The 17,653-nt window shown below is 66.3% G+C and carries 14 protein-coding genes; 6 read left to right on the top strand and 8 right to left on the bottom strand.

Annotated elements, in window-relative coordinates:
- Positions 1–212: 212 nt before the first annotated feature.
- The 3 genes from RAD16_RS05840 to RAD16_RS05830 form a co-directional block, all read right to left on the bottom strand.
- Positions 213–1,070 carry a DUF1236 domain-containing protein gene (locus RAD16_RS05840; RefSeq protein ID WP_458156913.1) on the bottom strand — a complete coding sequence of 286 codons (858 nt, stop codon included), beginning with the start codon at positions 1,068–1,070 and terminating at the stop codon, positions 213–215.
- Between the two features lie 253 nt (positions 1,071–1,323).
- The gene (locus tag RAD16_RS05835) at positions 1,324–2,091 is read right to left on the bottom strand and encodes a DsbA family protein (protein ID WP_458156912.1); all 768 of its coding nucleotides are present in this window, start codon (positions 2,089–2,091) and stop codon (positions 1,324–1,326) included.
- Positions 2,092–2,185: 94 nt separating this feature from the next.
- Positions 2,186–3,589, bottom strand: a complete 1,404-nt coding sequence (locus tag RAD16_RS05830) for a M48 family metalloprotease (protein WP_458156911.1) — start codon at positions 3,587–3,589, stop codon at positions 2,186–2,188.
- Between the two features lie 192 nt (positions 3,590–3,781).
- Between RAD16_RS05830 and RAD16_RS05825 the strand changes: the two genes are divergently transcribed.
- The 3 genes from RAD16_RS05825 to RAD16_RS05815 all read left to right on the top strand — a co-directional run bounded on the left by RAD16_RS05825 (position 3,782) and on the right by RAD16_RS05815 (position 7,031).
- Positions 3,782–4,969, top strand: a complete 1,188-nt coding sequence (locus tag RAD16_RS05825; protein WP_458156910.1) for a pyridoxal phosphate-dependent aminotransferase — start codon at positions 3,782–3,784, stop codon at positions 4,967–4,969.
- A gap of 87 nt (positions 4,970–5,056) precedes the next feature.
- On the top strand, positions 5,057–5,614 hold the full coding sequence (locus RAD16_RS05820; protein ID WP_458156958.1) for a biotin transporter BioY: 558 nt from the start codon (positions 5,057–5,059) through the stop codon (positions 5,612–5,614).
- 82 nt (positions 5,615–5,696) lie between these two features.
- Positions 5,697–7,031 carry a dicarboxylate/amino acid:cation symporter gene (locus RAD16_RS05815; protein ID WP_458156909.1) on the top strand — a complete coding sequence of 445 codons (1,335 nt, stop codon included), beginning with the start codon at positions 5,697–5,699 and terminating at the stop codon, positions 7,029–7,031.
- Between the two features lie 26 nt (positions 7,032–7,057).
- Here RAD16_RS05815 and RAD16_RS05810 read toward each other — a convergent pair whose 3' ends face one another.
- Positions 7,058–7,942, bottom strand: a complete 885-nt coding sequence (locus RAD16_RS05810) for an SDR family oxidoreductase (RefSeq protein WP_458156908.1) — start codon at positions 7,940–7,942, stop codon at positions 7,058–7,060.
- A gap of 102 nt (positions 7,943–8,044) precedes the next feature.
- On the opposite strand from RAD16_RS05810, the gene RAD16_RS05805 reads away from it, so the two are divergent.
- The gene (locus tag RAD16_RS05805; protein ID WP_458156907.1) at positions 8,045–8,881 is read left to right on the top strand and encodes a helix-turn-helix transcriptional regulator; all 837 of its coding nucleotides are present in this window, start codon (positions 8,045–8,047) and stop codon (positions 8,879–8,881) included.
- A 75-nt stretch (positions 8,882–8,956) separates the two neighbouring features.
- A complete protein-coding gene (locus tag RAD16_RS05800; protein ID WP_458156906.1) occupies positions 8,957–11,023 on the top strand; it encodes a tetratricopeptide repeat protein in 2,067 nt (688 codons plus the stop codon).
- Here the strand turns inward: RAD16_RS05800 and RAD16_RS05795 are convergent.
- From RAD16_RS05795 to RAD16_RS05785, 3 genes are read right to left on the bottom strand one after another with little or no spacing between them, the layout of a single operon-like run.
- Positions 11,020–12,252: an NAD(P)/FAD-dependent oxidoreductase gene (locus tag RAD16_RS05795; protein ID WP_458156905.1), complete on the bottom strand. Its 1,233-nt coding sequence runs from the start codon at positions 12,250–12,252 to the stop codon at positions 11,020–11,022. The genes RAD16_RS05800 and RAD16_RS05795 overlap by 4 nt on opposite strands.
- A gap of 15 nt (positions 12,253–12,267) precedes the next feature.
- Entirely contained in the window at positions 12,268–12,858 is a 591-nt protein-coding gene (locus tag RAD16_RS05790; protein WP_458156904.1) for an MFS transporter, read from the bottom strand.
- Between the two features lie 49 nt (positions 12,859–12,907).
- Complete coding sequence (locus tag RAD16_RS05785; RefSeq protein WP_458156903.1) at positions 12,908–14,404, bottom strand: amidase; 1,497 nt, start codon at positions 14,402–14,404, stop codon at positions 12,908–12,910.
- Between the two features lie 208 nt (positions 14,405–14,612).
- Between RAD16_RS05785 and RAD16_RS05780 the strand changes: the two genes are divergently transcribed.
- Positions 14,613–15,260 carry a helix-turn-helix domain-containing protein gene (locus tag RAD16_RS05780; protein WP_458156902.1) on the top strand — a complete coding sequence of 216 codons (648 nt, stop codon included), beginning with the start codon at positions 14,613–14,615 and terminating at the stop codon, positions 15,258–15,260.
- Between the two features lie 79 nt (positions 15,261–15,339).
- Here the strand turns inward: RAD16_RS05780 and RAD16_RS05775 are convergent, their stop codons facing one another.
- Positions 15,340–17,637: an Rne/Rng family ribonuclease gene (locus RAD16_RS05775; RefSeq protein ID WP_458156901.1), complete on the bottom strand. Its 2,298-nt coding sequence runs from the start codon at positions 17,635–17,637 to the stop codon at positions 15,340–15,342.
- Between the last annotated feature and the right edge of the window lie 16 nt (positions 17,638–17,653).

Below are 17,653 nucleotides of genomic sequence, written 5' to 3'. Positions count from 1 at the left end.
GTGCTTCGGCGTGGCGGGGTTATAGGTAACAAAGCGCGTTAGGGGAAGCCTTGAAGGGCCTCCGGGGGTGGTTCAGGCACCTCATCCAGTGCGCAAAAACCTGTGCGGAAACTACGGAAATTGCTTGTTAACCAGTCCAAAGGATGGCTGACGGCCGAACGGCAAAGGGCGGGCATTGCTGCCCGCCCCGCAAGGTTGCCGTCATCCGGCCTTTAGGCGTTCAGGACCGCCACGATCTCGTAGGTGTCCGGATTGATGATCACGATCTCGTCCTTGACCAGGACGTACTTGTAGGTCCGCCACTCCGGATAGATCGTCACGACCCGAGACGGGAGGGCGTGCAGCTCGATACCCTCGCGCGGAATGCGGGTACCGACCGAGATCGAGAAGTTCACGTTGCTCACCGGACGCACGTGCTCCTCGCGGATCACAGAGGTGATCTGGGTGCGCTGCTCGGTCGAGAGCTTGGCGCCGGCGCCGGCCTGGCCGACCGTCGTGTTGGTGCTGCTCTGACCCTGCGCGTTCTGGTTGGTGCTGGTGCCGGTCTGGCCCTGAGCGTTCTGATTGGTGCGCTCGGTGCCCTTCTGGTTCTCGGCATTGTTGGTCGAGGTGCCGCTCTTGCCGCCCTCAGCCTTCATGTCCTTTTGCTCCTTGGCGCCGGACTTGGTGCTGTCCTGGCTCATGCTCTTGGACTTGTCCTGCTGACCCTGCGCACGTTCGTCGGTGCGCTGGCCCTTGGTGGCGCCGGACTTGTCTTCAGCCGCGTTCTTGTTCATCTCGCGGCCGGAATGCTCGTCCTTGGTTGCGCCCGAGGACTTCTCCTCGGCCGAGGTGCCGGACTTCATGCTGCTGGAGCCGCCAGCCTGGCCGACGGTGCCCTTCTCCTGGGTTGATTCCTTGCCCATCGAGCCGCCGCGCTCAGCCGCGCCGCCCTGGGGCTGCGAGTGCTGCATCTGCGCGCCACCGGCGCTGCCACCGCTGTCGCGGTTCATATTGCCCTGTGCGTTCGCCAGACCGGTGCCCGCCACGAGCGCAACTGCGGCAACCGAGATCATAAAGCGGTTCAACATCTACATTCTCCTCACGTGTTTTTACGTCATTGCCCGCGCCATCAACGAAAGGAGTTTTCAGTTGTTCCTGAACATGAAAGGAGTTTTCAGCTGTTCCTGAACATTGGGAGGTTCCGAGCTATTTGTTTCTTAAACGCGGGATGAACGCGCGCGCCGGATTCGCGCCGATATTCCGCCAACGAAAAAGGCCGGCTTTTCAGCCGGCCTCGTTGCATGCGTGAGTTGCGAGATGCGCGATCAGCAAGTCGCCTTGTCAGCAAGTCGCTTTGCCGCAGCGGGCAACGCCGATCTTTTCCTTGAGGCCTTCGAGGCCGACGGCGCCGATCACGATCTGCTTGCCGATGACGTAGCTCGGCGTGCCGTTCATGCCCATCGCCTCGGCGAGCTTGAAGTTCTCCTCGATGGTGGCGCGCACCTCGGGGCTGGCGATGTCCTTCTCGATCTTCGCGGTGTCGAGGCCGGCTTCCTTGGCCGCCTGCATCGCGCGCGCCTTGTCGGCCGCGCCGCGGCCGCCGAGCAGCTTCTGATGGAAGTCGAGATATTTCTTGCCGGTGGGATCCTGCATGCGCACGGCGACCGCGACCTGGGCGGCTTCGACCGAGCCCTGGCTCAGCACCGGAAACTCCTTCAGCACGACCTTCAGCTTCGAATCGCCCTTCATCAGGTTGAGCATGTCGTCCATGGCGCGCTTGCAGTAGCCGCAATTGTAATCGAAGAACTCGACGAACGTGACGTCGCCGTCCTTGTTGCCGAGCACGACCTGGCGCGGCGAGTTGAAGATCGCATCCGAATTCTGCGTGATGCTGGCCTCGTGCTTCTTCGTCTCCGCATCAGCCTGGCGCTTGCTGAGCTCGGTCATCGCTTCCTCGAGCACCTCGGGATGGGTGACGAGGTAGTTCTTGATGATCGCCTCGATGTCGGTGCGCTGGGCATCGGAGAAGCTGTCGGCCGACGCGGGGGCGGCTGCGCCGAACATGGCGAGCGCAACCAGCGCGGGGGCAAGCAGACGCAGCGAAGGCATAGGCAAATCCTCTTATCCAAAGCAGGTTTCGGAAAACGTCCCGGCGGACTTAAAGCTCGGTGTCGTGACGTCGTGGTGTCAGGCGTCGTTCTCGTTAGTTGCGCGGCGGCTTCGCCGCGACGATGTCGTCGGCCTTGACCCAACCGGGCGTGCCGACGGCAAAACGGGTTTTCGCGCGCGTGGCGAGCTCGCGGGCGGTCTTGTTGTCGCCGCGCAAGTAAGCGGCCTGCGCCGAAGCGAGATCCGCCTCGGCATAATCGCCCTTCCGGCCATAGGCCATCGCGAGCTGGCTGTAACCGAGGATGGCCTCGGGCTCCCGGGCCACCGCGGCGCGGAGAATCCGAACGGCGTCTTCCGTGTAGGCCTTATTATCGGTTCCAACCAGAGCCTGCCCAAGTAACATCTCGATGAGGGGGGCGCTGTTGGAGAGTACGACAGCCTTGCGCAGGGGCGCGATCGCCTCGGCGGCCTTGCCGCTCTCGAGCAGGGCCTGGCCGCGCACCTCGTAGAAGTACGGGTTGTTCGGCTGGACCGCGATCAGCGCGTCGATCTGGGTGAGCGCGCTGCGCAGATCGCCGTGCAGATAGGTGCTGATGGCGCGGGCATAGCGCGCCGGCAGGCTGTCGTTGGTCTGCGGATAGCGGCGATACACCAGCTCCGGGCGCTCCATGAAGGCGGAGATCTTGGCGCGCACCATGTCGTGGCGGAGCTGCAGCGCGGGATCGTCTTTCTTGTCCCAATAGGGGCTCGTGCTGGCGAATTCCTGGAGCGCGGCGACGCGCTCGGCGGGCATCGGGTGCGACTGCAGATAGGGATCGGCGCCGCGCGCGGCGAACAGGCTCTCGCTGGTGAAGCGCTTGAAGGTCTCGTACATGCCCTTCGGCGACTGCTGGGTCGCGGTCAGGAATTTCACGCCGGCACGGTCGGCGTTCTCCTCCTGCTGGCGCTGATAGGACAAGAGCGAGCGGCGGATCATTTCCTGCGGACCGGCGATCGCGGCCGCACCGGCGTTGGCAAGGCCATTGTTGCCGGCGCTGCTCGAGCCGCGGGTGCTGCCGACGGCGATCGCACCGGCGCCGAGCAGCATCGCGATGATCATCTGGGTCTGCGCGTTGGCGAGCTGCTCGCGGAGCTTGGACAGATGGCCGCCGGCCAGATGCCCGGTCTCGTGTGCGAGCACGCCGATGATCTGGTTCGGCGTCTCCGACTGGAGGATCGCGCCGTAATTGACGAAGATGCGGCGACCGTCCGCGACGAAGGCGTTGAACGAGGCCTCGTTGACGATCACCATCTGGATGTTCTGCTTTTCCAGACCGGCGACGCGCAGGATCGGACGGGTGTATTCGCGCAGCAGCTGCTCGGTCTCGGTGTCGCGCAGGACAGGCGGTCCCTTGGACTGCGCATGCGCGGCCGGGACCGGCAACAATGCGATGGCCGCGGCCGTGACCAGGGCGGTGAGGGCGGAGGCCTTCTTGCGCAATGCGATCTGAAGCAACATCAGGCGGTCTGGGTCAAACGGGCTTGATCAAGCAGTTTCGTGATTGGTTTTTGGCGATTGGCGGCGGACCGGATACGCGATATGCCCTATGAGCCGTACCCCTTATGAGCCGTACAATGCGGCCAGTCTGGGGCGCAAGCGCCCCGTTTCCCGGACCGGACGAACCGGTCCGCCAGCGAATAGCAGAAATCGATGCACGATGCGACCTTGAGGAACCGGTTGGGGCAGTGGCTCGAGCCCTCCCGCCGCAGTGATGTTCCCCCGTTCATGGTGATGGACGTTATGGCCGCGGCGGCCCGAATCGAGGCGGCCGGCGGCCATGTCATCCACATGGAGGTCGGCCAGCCCGCAGCCGGCGCGCCGAAGACCGCGATTGCGGCGGCCCATGCGGCGCTCGAGGCGGGGCGGATCGATTATACCTCGGCACTCGGCATCCCTTCCTTGCGCGCGCGGATCGCGCGGCATTATCGCGATGCCTATGCCTGTGACGTCAGCCCTGAGCGGATCGTGGTGACGACGGGCTCTTCGGGCGGCTTCATCCTGGCCTTCCTGGCGATGTTCGAGCCCGGCGACCGCGTCGCCGTAACGGTGCCGGGCTATCCGCCGTACCGTCACATCCTCACCGCGCTCGGCTGCGAGCCGGTGCTGATCGAGACCACCAACGACACGCGCCATGCACTGACCGGCGAGGCACTGCTTGCGGCGCATCGCAAGGCGCCGCTGAAGGGTGTGCTGGTCGGCAGCCCCGCCAATCCGACGGGGACGATGATGTCCCGCGAGGCGCTCGCCAGCCTTATGACGGCGGCGGAAGACGCCGGCATCCGCTTCATCTCGGACGAGATCTATCACGGGCTCGACTACGCGTTTCCCGCGGTGACCGCGGCGGCGCTGTCCGAGCACGCACTCGTGATCAACTCGTTCTCGAAGTATTTTTGCATGACAGGCTGGCGCGTCGGCTGGATGGTCGTGCCTGATATCCTGGTGCGCCCGATCGAGCGGCTGCAGCAAAATCTTTCGATCTCGGTGCCGTCGCTGTCGCAGATCGCGGCAGAGGCCGCCTTCGACGGCGCGGCCGAGATGGAGGAGATCAAGCACGGCTATCAGGAAAACCGGCGCATCCTGATCGAAGGATTGCCGAAGGCGGGCCTCAGCAAGTTCCTGCCGGCCGATGGTGCATTCTATCTCTATGCCGATGTCTCGGACTTCACCTCCGACAGTTTCGAGTTCGCCAAGCAGATGCTGGAACAGGCCCATGTTGCGGCCACACCGGGCGTCGATTTCGATCCCATCCATGGGCGCTCGTTCATACGATTCTCCTATGCACGCTCAGCTGACGAGATGCGGCAGGCAGTTGACCGGATCGCTCACTGGCTTAAATAGCCGCCAGTTTTCGACAGAATTCTGGAGTGCAACTTGTCTGACCGTTCCATCCCAACCGCCGCCACGCATTCTCCTCTCGCCGCACTGATGTGGCCGACTCGGCCGGGCGAAAAAGTCGGCGCATTGCGCGCCGTGGTGCTGATCGCGCTCGGCACCGCGCTGATGACGCTGTCGGCCAAGGTGAACCTGCCGCTGCCTTACGTGCCCATGACCTTGCAGACGCTGGTGGTGCTGATGATCGGCGCCGCCTATGGCTGGCGCCTTGGCAGCGCAACCATGATTGCGTACCTCGCTGAAGGCGCGATGGGCCTGCCGGTGTTCGCGGGTCCCGTCGGTGGAATTGCACCGCTGGTCGGCCCGACCGCGGGCTATCTGTTCGGCTTCATCGGTGCAGCCTTCGTCACCGGCTGGCTCGCCGAGCGCGGCTGGGATCGCAGCGTCGTGCTGCTGTTTGCGGCAATGGCCGTCGGCCACATCCTCATTCTCGCCGCCGGCTTCGGCTGGCTGGCCTTCGGCCTCGGTCTTGGCGCCGCCAAGGCCTGGCAGGTCGGCCTTGCGCCGTTCATCGCGGCTTCGCTGGTCAAGAACGCACTGGGCGCGACGCTGATGCCGGCCGCCCGCCGGATCGTCGATCGCCGCGGGTAAAGCACCAAGAACGAGCAGTTCCAATTGACAGAGCCGGCCAAGTTGATCTTGGCTGGCTCTGAGTTTGAGGGGGAGTGAAACAATGACGACGACAACGATGGCGGCGGCGCCTGTCGCGCCGGCCGCAGCAAAGCCGTGGTACAAGGTTCTCTACGTCCAGGTGCTGATCGCCATCGTGCTCGGCGCCATCGTCGGCTGGCTCTGGCCGACCGTTGCCACCAATGACTGGATCAAGGCGCTCGGCGACGGCTTCATCAAGCTGATCAAGATGGTGATCGCCCCGATCATCTTCTGCACCGTGGTCTCCGGCATCGCTCACATCCAGGACGCCAAGAAGGTCGGGCGCATCGGCGTCAAGGCGCTGGTCTATTTCGAGGTCGTCTCGACCTTCGCGCTGGTGATCGGCCTTCTCGTCGGCAATCTCGTCAGGCCGGGCGCGGGCTTCGGCAATGCCGCCGCCAACGCGCAGGCGGTCGCCAACTACGCCAAGCAGGCCGAGGCGCAGAGGTCGGTCGACTTCGTCCTGCACATCATTCCGGACACCGTGGTCGGTGCGTTCGCGCAAGGCGAGATCCTGCAGGTGCTGCTGTTCTCGGTGCTGTTCGGCTTCGCGATCATGGGCCTCGGCGAGCGCGGCCATGTGATCCGCAGCTTCATCGACGACGCCGCGCATGCCGTGTTCGGCGTCATCTCCATCGTGATGCGTGCGGCGCCGATCGGCGCGTTCGGCGCGATGGCTTTCACCATCGGCAAGTTCGGCACCGGTGCAATCCTCAACCTGATGGGCCTGATTGCGACGTTCTACCTGACCGCCGCGCTGTTCGTCTTCGTGGTGCTCGGGACCATCGCGCGGCTGGCAGGGTTCTCGATCTTCAAGTTCCTGGCCTACATCAAGGACGAATTGCTGATCGTGCTCGGCACCTCGTCGTCGGAAAGCGCGCTGCCGTCCTTGATGGAGAAGCTGGAACGTCTCGGCTGCTCCAAGTCGGTGGTCGGCCTCGTGGTGCCCACGGGCTATTCGTTCAACCTCGACGGCACCAACATCTACATGACGCTGGCGACGCTGTTCATCGCGCAGGCGCTGGGCTTCGATCTCACCTTCGGCCAGCAGCTCACCATCCTGGTCGTGGCGATGCTGACCTCGAAGGGCGCCTCCGGCATCACTGGTGCGGGCTTCATCACGCTGGCGGCGACGTTGGCCGTGGTCGACCCGCGTCTCGTGCCGGGCATGGCGATCGTGCTCGGCATCGACAAGTTCATGAGCGAGTGCCGCGCGCTGACCAATCTGTGCGGCAACGGCGTGGCCTGCGTGATCGTGGCCTGGTGGGAAGGCGAGCTCGACCGCGACAAGCTCAAGGCCAACCTCTCCAGGCAGATCGATCCGACGGACCTGGAAACCGCGATCACGACGGACTGATGCGGATCTAACGGCGCGGTGCGCCGTTAGACCTTGAAGTAATAGGGCTGGTCGAGATCCTCGATCAGCCCTTTTTCTTTCGGCTCCCAGCCGAGAGCCGCCCGCGTCTTCGCGCTCGAGGTCGGAACGTCGACGGCGGCAAAGCGCGCGAACCAGCCGAAATGCTGCTCGGCCTCCTCAGTGGATTTCGAGACCACGGGCACGCCGAGCCGTTTGCCGATTACTTCCGCGATCACCTTGAACGGCACGCCTTCCTCGGCGATGGCGTGATAGCGGCCGCTCGATGCGCCTTGCTCCAGTGCGAGGCGGTAGACGCGCGCGGCGTCGACGCGGTGCGCGGCGGGCCAGCGGTTCATGCCGTCGCCGATATAGGCGGCAGTGCCTTTCTCGCGCGCGATCGCGATCAGGCGCGGGACAAAGCCGTGATCGCCCTCGCCATGGGTCGTGGGCGGCAGCCGCACGATGCCGGCGCGGACGCCTTGCTGCATGAGATCTTCGGCGGTGGCTTCCGAGACGCGCGGGAAGTGGCGGGCCGCGGCGTCGTCCTCGGTCGCGAGGCGTCCGGGCGCGAGCAGCGCCACGCCTGATGTGACGATGAGCGGGCGCTCGGAGCCTTTCAGCTCCTCGCCGAGCGCGAGGATGGCCTGGCGGTCGAGCTCGCAATTGTCGGCGAACTTCGAGAAATCGTGGTTGAAGGCGAGGTGGAGCACGCCGTCGGACGCGGCAGCGCCGCTGCGCAGGGAGGCGTGGTCCTCCAGGGAGCCGCGATGGACCTCGGCGCCCAGCGCAGTGATTGCGGCCGCGCCTTCATCGGTGCGGGCAAGGCCGGTGACGCGGTGGCCGGCGGCAATCAGGTCGCGGACGACGGCAGAGCCGACAAAGCCGGTGGCGCCGGTGACGAATACACGCATGAGATATCTCCAGGGGGCGTCGAGAGGTTGGTGGAGACGAGCATCTGCGCTAGACTTATCCGGGTAAAGTAGTGACCTTATCAGGGTATAATGGCTAACAGGATGAGCGAGACCGCGACAGCCGAAAACCTGCTCGGCGCCTATCTGAAGGACCGCCGCACCCGGCTCGATGCCGCTGCGTTCGGCCTCAGCGGCAGCCGCAGGCGTACGCCTGGGCTGCGGCGCGAGGAGGTGGCGCAACGCGCCAATATCAGCCCGACCTGGTACACCTGGCTGGAGCAGGGCCGGGGCGGGGCGCCGTCGGCCGACGTGCTCGATCGCATCGCCGGCGCCCTGATGCTGACCGATGTCGAGCGCGAGCACCTGTTCCTGATCGGCCTCGGCCGCCCGCCCGAGGTGCGCTACCAGGCAACCGAAGGCGTCTCGCCGCGGCTGCAGCGGGTGCTCGATGCGCTCGCCTTCAGCCCGGCCTTGGTGCGGACCGCGACCTGGGACGTCGTTGCCTGGAACCGCGCCGCAACCGCGGTGCTGACGGATTATGGCGCGATCCCGCCGGGACAGCGCAACATCCTGCGCTTCATCTTCTGCGATCCGCGCGTGCGCGCCGCGCAATATGATTGGGACAGCGTGGCGCGTTTCGTGGTGGCGGCGTTCCGCGCTGATGCCGCGCGCGCCGGCGCGGTCTCGCATGTCGCCGATTTCGTCGATGAGCTCTGCCGCACCAGCCCGGAATTCGCGGCGCTCTGGCGCGACAACGACGTGCGCCATCATGGCGACGGCACCAAGCGGCTGAAGCACCCCGTGCACGGCACGATGTCGTTCGAATATTCGAGCTTCAACGTCGAGGGCCGCTCCGATCTCAGCATGATCGTCTACAACCCGGCAACGCCGGAGGACGCCGAGCGCATCAGGATGTTGCTGGCCGAACGCGCCGACTGACGGAATTTGCGAGCTCGCGCGTTTAACCCCCATCTCGGACTCGTAGGGGTGGGTGGTATCGTGGGCAGGGCGGCTGTGAATCCGATTGTGGTGGAGGCGGCGGAGCACTTTGCGGCGGGGCGGCCGGACCAGGCCGATGCGCTCTGCGCGGAGGTGCTGAAGACCGATCCGGATCACGTCCCGGCGCTGCATCTGGCGGCCGTGGCCGCCTTCGTCACCGACCGCGCCGCCGACGGTGCCGCGCTGCTCGGCCGCATTTTTGTGGTCGATCCTGACCATGCGCCGGCGCTGGTCACGCTCGGCGATGCGCTGGCGGTGAAGGGCGAGCAGGAGGGGGCGGTGGCGGCCTTCCGCCGCGCTCTGGTGCGGCAGCCCGATGATGCCGGCCTGCATAACAAGCTCGGTGTGGCGCTCGGCGAGCTATCGCGCTTCGACGAGGCGGAAGCTGCCTATCGCCGCGCGCTGGCGCTCGATGCGCATCTGACGCGAGCCTGCTTCAACCTCGCGGTCGTGCTTGCCGAGCAGGGCCGGCTCACCGACGCCGAAGAGGCCTATCGCGCCGTCATCGCGCGGGAGCCTTCGTACCGTGGCGTCTGGCTCAATCTCGGCAATCTCCTCGTGGATCAGGCGCGGCTCGACGAGGCGGGGGCGGCCTATCGCTACGCGCTCGACAGCGACCCTGATGATCCCGGAGTGCTCTGCAATCTCGGCGCCGTGCTCTATCGGCAAGGATTGCTCGAAGATGCCATCGTCCAGTTTCGCAGCGCGATCGCGCGCGCGCCGGGCGGTCCGGCGCTGCGGCTGCTCGGCCTCGTCCTGCACGAGGCCGGTCATTTGCAAGACGCGGCCGAGATCTACCGGCAGAGCTTTGCGCGTGATGCGTCGGACCATGTGATCGCCAGCAATCTCGGGGCCTGTCTCTCCGATCTCGGCGAGTTGGACGAAGCGATCGGCGCTTGCGAGCACGCGCTGCTGCTAAGGCCCGATCACGCGCCGGCCTGGACCAATCTCGGCATCATCTTCGAGAAGCAGGAGCGCACCGGTGATGCCGTCGCGGCGCATCGCTGCGCGGTCGTGGCCGATCCTGATTATGCCAAGGGCCACGCCAATCTCGCGGTCGCGTTGCGCAATGCCGGCGAGATCGATGAGGCGCTGGAAGTCTCGCGTCGCGCGATCACGCTCGATCCGGAGCAGCCGCTCGCGCAGTACAACCACGCGCATTTCCTGCTGATGAACGGCGACTTTGAAAATGGCTTCGAGGCCTATCGCTGGCGGCGCAAATGCAAGACGCTGTCGGACGGCGATCCCACCTTCACCGAGCCGGAATGGCAGGGCGAGCCGCTCGACGGCCGCACCCTGCTGCTGTTCGCCGAATACGGGCTCGGCGATGCCCTGCATTTCGTGCGCTATCTGCCGATGGTGACGGCGCTGGGCGGCAAGGTCATCCTCCAGGTTCAGCCCGCGCTGGCCGCGCTGCTGCAGCAACTGCCCGATGTCACTGTGATCCCGCGCGGCATGCCGCTGCCGGCGTTCGATCTGCAACTGCCGTTGATGAGCCTGCCGCGTCTGTTTGGCACGACGCTCGACACCATCCCGGCCGAGATCCCGTATCTGCATCCCGATCCAACAAGGCTGGCACGCTGGCGTGCAGCGCTTGTGGATGTGACGGCGCTGAAGGTCGGCGTGGTCTGGGCCGGCAATGCCAGGCACAAGGGCGACCGCCAGCGCTCGCTGCCGGCTGAGGCCGTGCTGCCGCGCCTCGTGATGCCGGGCGTGCAGCTTTACAGCCTGCAGAAAGAGCCGAGGCCAGAGGATGCCGAAATGCTGGCTGCGCTTGGCACGGACATCATCGATCTTGCACCCGCGCTCGGTGATTTCGCCGACACTGCGGCAGCCGTCGCAGCGCTTGATCTCGTCATCGCCGTCGACACGTCGGTTGCGCATCTTGCCGGTACGCTCGGACGTCCGGTGTGGATGCTGACGCCTTACGCGCTCGACTGGCGCTGGCTGCGCGATCGTGAGGACAGTCCGTGGTATCCGACCATGCGGCTGTTCCGCCAGCGCAGCCCCCGCGAATGGGAAGATCCGCTGATGCGCCTGTCGGCCGCGCTCGCGGTGCTCGCCGCGAACGCGGAAGGCTAGAACCGCTCCGGCCGGTAAGGCGCAGGGTCGATCGAAGGCGTCTCGCCGCTCATCATTTCCGCGAGCAGGCGTCCTGTCGCGGGCCCGAGCGTAAAGCCCTGGTGGCCGTGACCAAAGTTCATCCAGAGGCCGGGATGGCGCGGGGCGGGGCCGAGCACCGGGAGCATGTCGGGCGTGCAGGGACGGGTGCCGAACCACGGATCGGGCTCGGCGCGCTTGCCGAGATCGATCAGCTCGCGTGCGGAGGCTTCCGCGCTGGCGAGCTGCACCGGCGTTGCGAGCGCATCCGGTCCCGTCAGTTCGGCGCCGGTGGTGATGCGGATGCCCTTGGCCATCGGACCCATGGCATAGCCGCGGCCCTTGTCGACCAGCGGCAGATCGAGCGAGGCACCGGCGCTGTAATGCATGTGATAGCCGCGCTTGCGCACCAGCGGGATGCGATAGCCGAATTTGTAGAGCAGATCCGGCGACCACGGCCCGAGCGTCACGACGGCGTGCGCGGCGTCGATGCGGCCCTGGTCGGTGTTGACCGACCAGCCGGTTGCGGTCTGCTGCAGCGATTGCGCATCGCCGAGCACGATGTTGCCGCCGAGACGCTGGAACAGCTCGGCATAAGCGGTGACGAGCGCGCCGGGATCGGACACGGTCCAGGTGTCGAGCCAGTGGATCGCGCCGGGCAGATCGTCGCGCAGGATCGGCTCGGCCTTGGTGAGCTCGCTGCCCGACAGCACGCGAAAGTTCACGCCGAACTCGCGCTGATCTTCCTCCGCGGCCTTGATCGATTCATCGAGTGCAGCGGCGTCGCGATACAGCGCTCGATAGCCGGCGCGGCGAATGAGATTGTCGGCGTGGGCTTCGCGAATGAGGACGTCGTGCTCGCTCGTCGCGTAGGCGATCAGGCGGGCCCAGCCGACGATCGCCTCGCGATGCCGCTTCGGCGCGGAATGCCACCAGTAGCGCAGCAGCGGCTCGATATGGCGATGGAGCGAGGACAGGCTGTAGCGCACGTCGTTGGTGCGGCCGGTCGCGATCTTCACCAGCGAGGCGAGGTCGCGCGGCATCGGATAGGGGCGGACCGCTTCAGCCTGGATCATCCCGGCATTGCCGTAGCTGGTCTCGCGGCCGGGCTCCCTGCGGTCGACCAGCGTGACGGCCCAGCCGCGCTGCTTCAGATGCAGTGCTGCACCGACGCCCACCATGCCGCCGCCGAGAATGATCGCGCTTTGCATCGAAAAACTCTCCTGTCAGGCCGGCTTCGGCGCAAGCCTTGGCTGCGCCGTGTTGATGGTCGCGGCGACGACGACCGACAATGCCGTCATGGCCACGAGGAATCCGAAGGCGGCATCGAACGATCCGGTTCCGGTCACGATGAAGCCCATGATGGCCGGTGCGACGAAGCCCGCGCTCTGGCCGCCGAGATTGACCATGCCGACGCCGGACCCGATCTGGTCGTCGCGGAGCAGTTTGGTCGGGAGCGCAACCACCGAGGCCAGCACGAAGGATTTGAAGAAATAGACCACCGACTGGAAGACGATCAGCATCGCGATCGTCTCCGCCTTGTACATGGCGTAGAGGAAGATGCCGGTCAACGCGGAGCTGCCGATCAGCAGGTATTTTTCGCGCTCGGCGAAGAACGTCGTCATCACCCAGCCGCCCATCGCGGTCGCGTCGTCGCCATCACGAATGGGATCGGCGGCCTGGAGGTTGAAGTCCTTGCCGATCTGCGCCAGCGCCAGCGAGATTGCCGCGCGGTCGATATAGGAGATGCAGTAGGCGACGTAGAGCAGGAGGAAGGCGGTGACGCTGGTCTTCCTCGGCAGGTCCGTCATCGTCATGCTCATCTCCGATTTGCCGGCGATCCGGCGGTCAGCCTGCCAGGGCTATCTATTCCCAGGTGAGAAAGCCGGGTGCGGCCGACAGCGGCGGTGCGGCGGCGAGCCGCGCGAGGTCGGGCACCGGCCGGCACATTTGCGCATCGCTTGCGAACGCGGCCTCGATGCTCGCGGCGACCGCGAGCACGATGGCATCGCCGCCGCGCGGGCCGACGATCTGGAGGCCGAACGGCAGCCCGGCTTCATCGAGGCCGAGCGGAATGCTGATCGCGGGATGCCCTGCCAGGGTCACGGCGTAAGCGAGCGCGAGCCAGTGGAAATAGGATTTGGTCGGCACGCCGTCGATCTCGGCGGGATAGGGCTCTGACCAGGGCCGCGGGCTGAGCGTGATCGTCGGGCTGATCAGCACGTCGCAATTCGCGAAGAAGGTCTGGTAGGCGCGATAGATCCGCGTCTGCATCGTGGAGGCGCGGGCGTGGTCTTGAAGCGAATAGCCGAGGCCTTCCTCGACATTGGCGCGCACGTTGGGGCCGAGCATCTCGGGCCGCTCTTTGTAGTTCTTGCCATGCGTTGCCAGGAACATGCCGGCGCGCAGCACGGCGAAGGCATCGTCGGCGCCGGTGCAGTCGGGTGTGGCCTCGCGGCTTTCGGCGAACAGCGGTGCGAGCCTCTCGACGCGCGCGCGAAACACGCGGCGGATCGCCTGCTCGGTCGGGGCGAAGCCGAAATCTTCCGTGAAGGCGAGGCGCAGTCTGCCGAGCTCTGCAGGACGCGGCGCGGCCCAGCGCTCCGCGCGCGCACGCACCGGCTCGCCGGGCAAGGTGTAGGCGAGCGGATCGCGGGCATCATCGCTCGCCATCACCGACAGCATCAGCGCGACGTCGGCGACGTTGCGCGCCATCGGCCCGTCGGTCGACAGGCTGGACCAGCCGAAGACGCGCTTCTCGCTGGGCACGAGGCCGTAGGAGGGACGCATGCCGACGATGCCGGAGAAGCCGGCCGGATTGCGCAAGGAGCCGCCGGTGTCGGAGCCCGAGGCGAGCGGAGCCATGCCGCAGGCGAGCGCGACCGCCGAGCCGCCGGATGAGCCGGCCGCCGAGCGCGAGGGATCGAACGGATTGCCGGTCGCACCGAACACGGGATTGCGGGTATTGGCGCCGGCCGCCCATTCCGGCGTGTTGGTCTTGCCGAAGATGATGGCGCCGGCCGCGCGCAACCGGGCGACCGAGCCCTGGTCGGCCGCCGGCACGTTGTCGCGCAGCAGCGGGCTGCCATAGGTGGAGCGCATCCCGGCCGTGTCCTGGGTGTCCTTGATCAGAACGGGGAGTCCATGCAGCGCGCCGCGATCCTCGCCGCGCAGGATGGCCGCTTCGGCCGCCTTGGCGGCGGCGCGCGCGCCGGGTTCGTCCAAGGTCACGACGGCGTTGACGGCGGGATCGACGGTGGCGATGCGCGACAGGCAGGCGTCGAGCAGTTCGACAGGCGAGATCGTCCGCGCGGCCAGCAGGCGGCGCAGCTCAACGGCGCTGGAATCGCACAGGTCGGGCAAGGCCAATCCCTTTCAGATTATGAAAATGATTTAGTATATCGGAAAGTAGGAAGGGCGCACCAATAATCGTCAAACCGAGGCATTTCATGCGCAAATGCTGGCTCGGCTGCCCAAGAGGGTGCCAAACGGGCCGCGCTGGTGCCGCTTTCGCCGAAAAGACTAGACGGATAGGTCAACAATTTTTCCGTCATCGTGCTAGGATTGCTGTATGAGCGAGATCACGACGCCCGAAGGGGCCAATTCCCAGCTCGGCCAATGCCTCAAGGCTGCCCGCCAGGCGCGCGGCCTGACGCTCAAGCAGGTGGCGGAGCGGACCGGCATGGCGCTCTCGACCCTGTCCAAGGTCGAGAACGGCCTGATGTCGCTGACCTACGACAAGCTGGTGCAGCTCACCTCAGGCCTGAAGATGGAGATCGCAGAGCTGTTCAATCCGGCGGTGGCGGCGCCTGTGCAAGGTCGGCCGGTGACGGCGCGGCGGAGCATCAGCCGGGCCGGGCAGGGGCAGGTGATCACCACGAAGTTCTACACCTACACCTATCAATGCACCGACCTGATCGGCAAACGCATGGTGCCGATCGTGGCTGAGGTCCGCGCGCGCTCGCTGGAGGAATTCGGCCCGCTGCTGCGCCATGGTGGCGAGGAGTATTTCCTGGTGACGAGCGGACGTGTCGCCGTCCACACCGAGTTCTATGCGCCGGAGATCCTCGATGAGGGCGACGGTATCTATCTCGACAGCACCATGGGCCACGCCTACCTCAACGCCGGCGAAGCATCGTCCGCCAAAGGCGTCTGTCTTTGCACCAGCGAAGCGCCCGATCTTTACGACCAGCTCCGCCAGATCGCCTCGCGCGAGTAGCGCGCCAGCGAGTCCTGAAACGGAGTCGTGAAACGAAAAACGCCCGGCTAGGCCGGGCGTTTTCTGTTCTGGGTGCGGCTTATTCGCCGCCGCCGAAGCGGCGGGACCACCAGCCGGCACGACGCGGAGCGGCCGGCGTCTCGCTGGCTGCTTCCGGCGCAGGCGCGGGCTCAGGCGCGGACGGAGCAACCGGCTCCGGCGCTGCCGCAACCGGTGTTGCCGGCTCGCTCGGGCTGCTCGAGAGGAAGCTCACCTTCTCGCGGACGGTGGAGCGGCGTCGCGCCGCCTTGTCGTCGGATGCGGGCTCTTCCTCTGCAACAGCGGCAGAAGGCGCGGGCTGCACCGGCGTTTCGACCGGAGCCTGCCACTGAAACTCGGGCTGAGACGTTTCGACCGGCGCGATGTGCTCCGAGTGTGCAATCGACGGAGCAGCCTCGCTGCCGGAGCTATCGAAATCGGCCACCGCATCGGTTGCTTCCGACGGCGGATTGCCACCGAGCTCGTCGCCGATCGAGCCGGCGAGACCTTCCTCGCCGCTACCGCGCCGACGACGTCCACCCCTACGACCGCGCCGGCGCCGGCGCTCGCCGCTGCCCTGCTGGTCGCCACGGGCAGCCTGTTCCTCGCCTTCCTCGCCGTCCTGCTCGGTGTCGGCATCCTCGTCGCCTTCACCGGCCGCAACCGCCGCCTCGGGAAGGGTCGGAGCGCTGTCCTCGCGAAGCTCACCATCGCGCTGGCCACCGCGGCCGCGCCGACGGCGGCGGCGCTTGCGGCGCTGGCCGTCCTGCTCGGGGGACGCTTCGCCGCCGGCCTGCTCCTCGGCAAGGCCTTCGGTCTCCTCGGTCTCGACCTCGGATTCGAGTTCGGAATCGAACTCCTCGTCGTCATAGGCCTCTTCAGCCAGCGGCGGCGGGCTGGCAGCGGCCTGCGCGACCAGAAGCGCCTTGGCGGCTTCGAGCGTATGCACCTGCTCGCCGCGGTCGATCAGATAGGCCTGCGGACCGCTGACGCTGGGGTCGGCGATGACAGACAGCGTGACCTTGAAGCCGTTCTCGAGGTCGCGCAGATGGCCGCGTTTGTGGTTCAGCACGTAGAGTGCGACGTCGGTGCGGGTGCGGACCACGAGATTGTGGGTCGCGCCCTTCATCAGGATCTCTTCGAGGCCGCGCAGCAGCTGCAGCGCCACCGAGGACACCGAGCGGACATGGCCGGTGCCGCCGCAATGCGGGCAGGGATCGGTCGAGCTCTCCAGCACGCTGGCGCGGATGCGCTGGCGCGACATCTCGAGCAAGCCGAAATGCGAGATGCGGCCGACCTGGATGCGCGCACGATCCTGCCGCAGGCAGTCGGACAGCTTGCGCTCGACCGCACGGTTGTTGCGCTTCTCGTCCATGTCGATGAAGTCGATGACGATCAGGCCGGCGAGGTCGCGCAGGCGGAGCTGGCGGGCGACCTCTTCGGCCGCTTCCAGATTGGTCTTGAGCGCGGTGTCCTCGATGTGGTGCTCGCGGGTCGAGCGTCCGGAGTTGACGTCGATCGAGACCAGCGCCTCGGTCTGGTTGATCACGACATAGCCGCCGGAGCGCAATTGCACCGTCGGCGAGAACATCGCGTCCAGCTGGCTCTCGACGCCCATGCGCGAGAACAGCGGCTGGCCGTCGCGATACTGCTTCACCGCGCTGACATTGGCGGGCATCAGCATCTTCATGAAGTCGCGCGCTTCGCGGTAGCCGGATTCGCCGGCGACCTGAATCTCGTCGATCTCCTTGTTGTAGAGGTCGCGCAGCGAGCGCTTGATCAGCGAGCCTTCCTCGTAGACGAGGGTCGGGGCCTGCGACTTCAGCGTCAGGTCGCGCACCGTCTCCCACATCCGGATCAGGTACTCGAAGTCGCGCTTGATCTCGGGCTTGGTGCGGGAGGCGCCTGCGGTGCGCAGGATGATGCCCATGCCCTCGGGCACGTCGAGATCCTGCACCACTTCCTTCAGGCGGGAGCGGTCCTGGGCGCTGGTGATCTTGCGGCTGATGCCGCCGCCGCGCGCGGTGTTCGGCATCAGCACGGCGTAGCGGCCGGCGAGCGAGAGATAGGTCGTGAGCGCCGCGCCCTTGTTGCCGCGCTCTTCCTTGACGACCTGCACCAGCATCACCTGGCGGCGCTTGATGACTTCCTGGATCTTGTACTGGCGGCGCGGGCGGAAGGTGCGCTCCGGCACTTCCTCCAGCACGTCGTCGCCGCCGACGGATTCGACGACTTCCTCTTCGGCTTCTTCCTCGCCGTCCTCGTCCTCATCGTCTTCACCGGCCTCGGCAGCCTCGCCACGCGGCGCCTCGACGACCTCGCCATAGACGGCATCGGCCGGTTCAGCGGCCGACGTCACGGCCTCGGCCAGAGCC

This window comes from Bradyrhizobium sp. 18BD (assembly GCF_054185225.1).
This window is presented reverse-complemented; position numbering and strand designations above follow the sequence as displayed.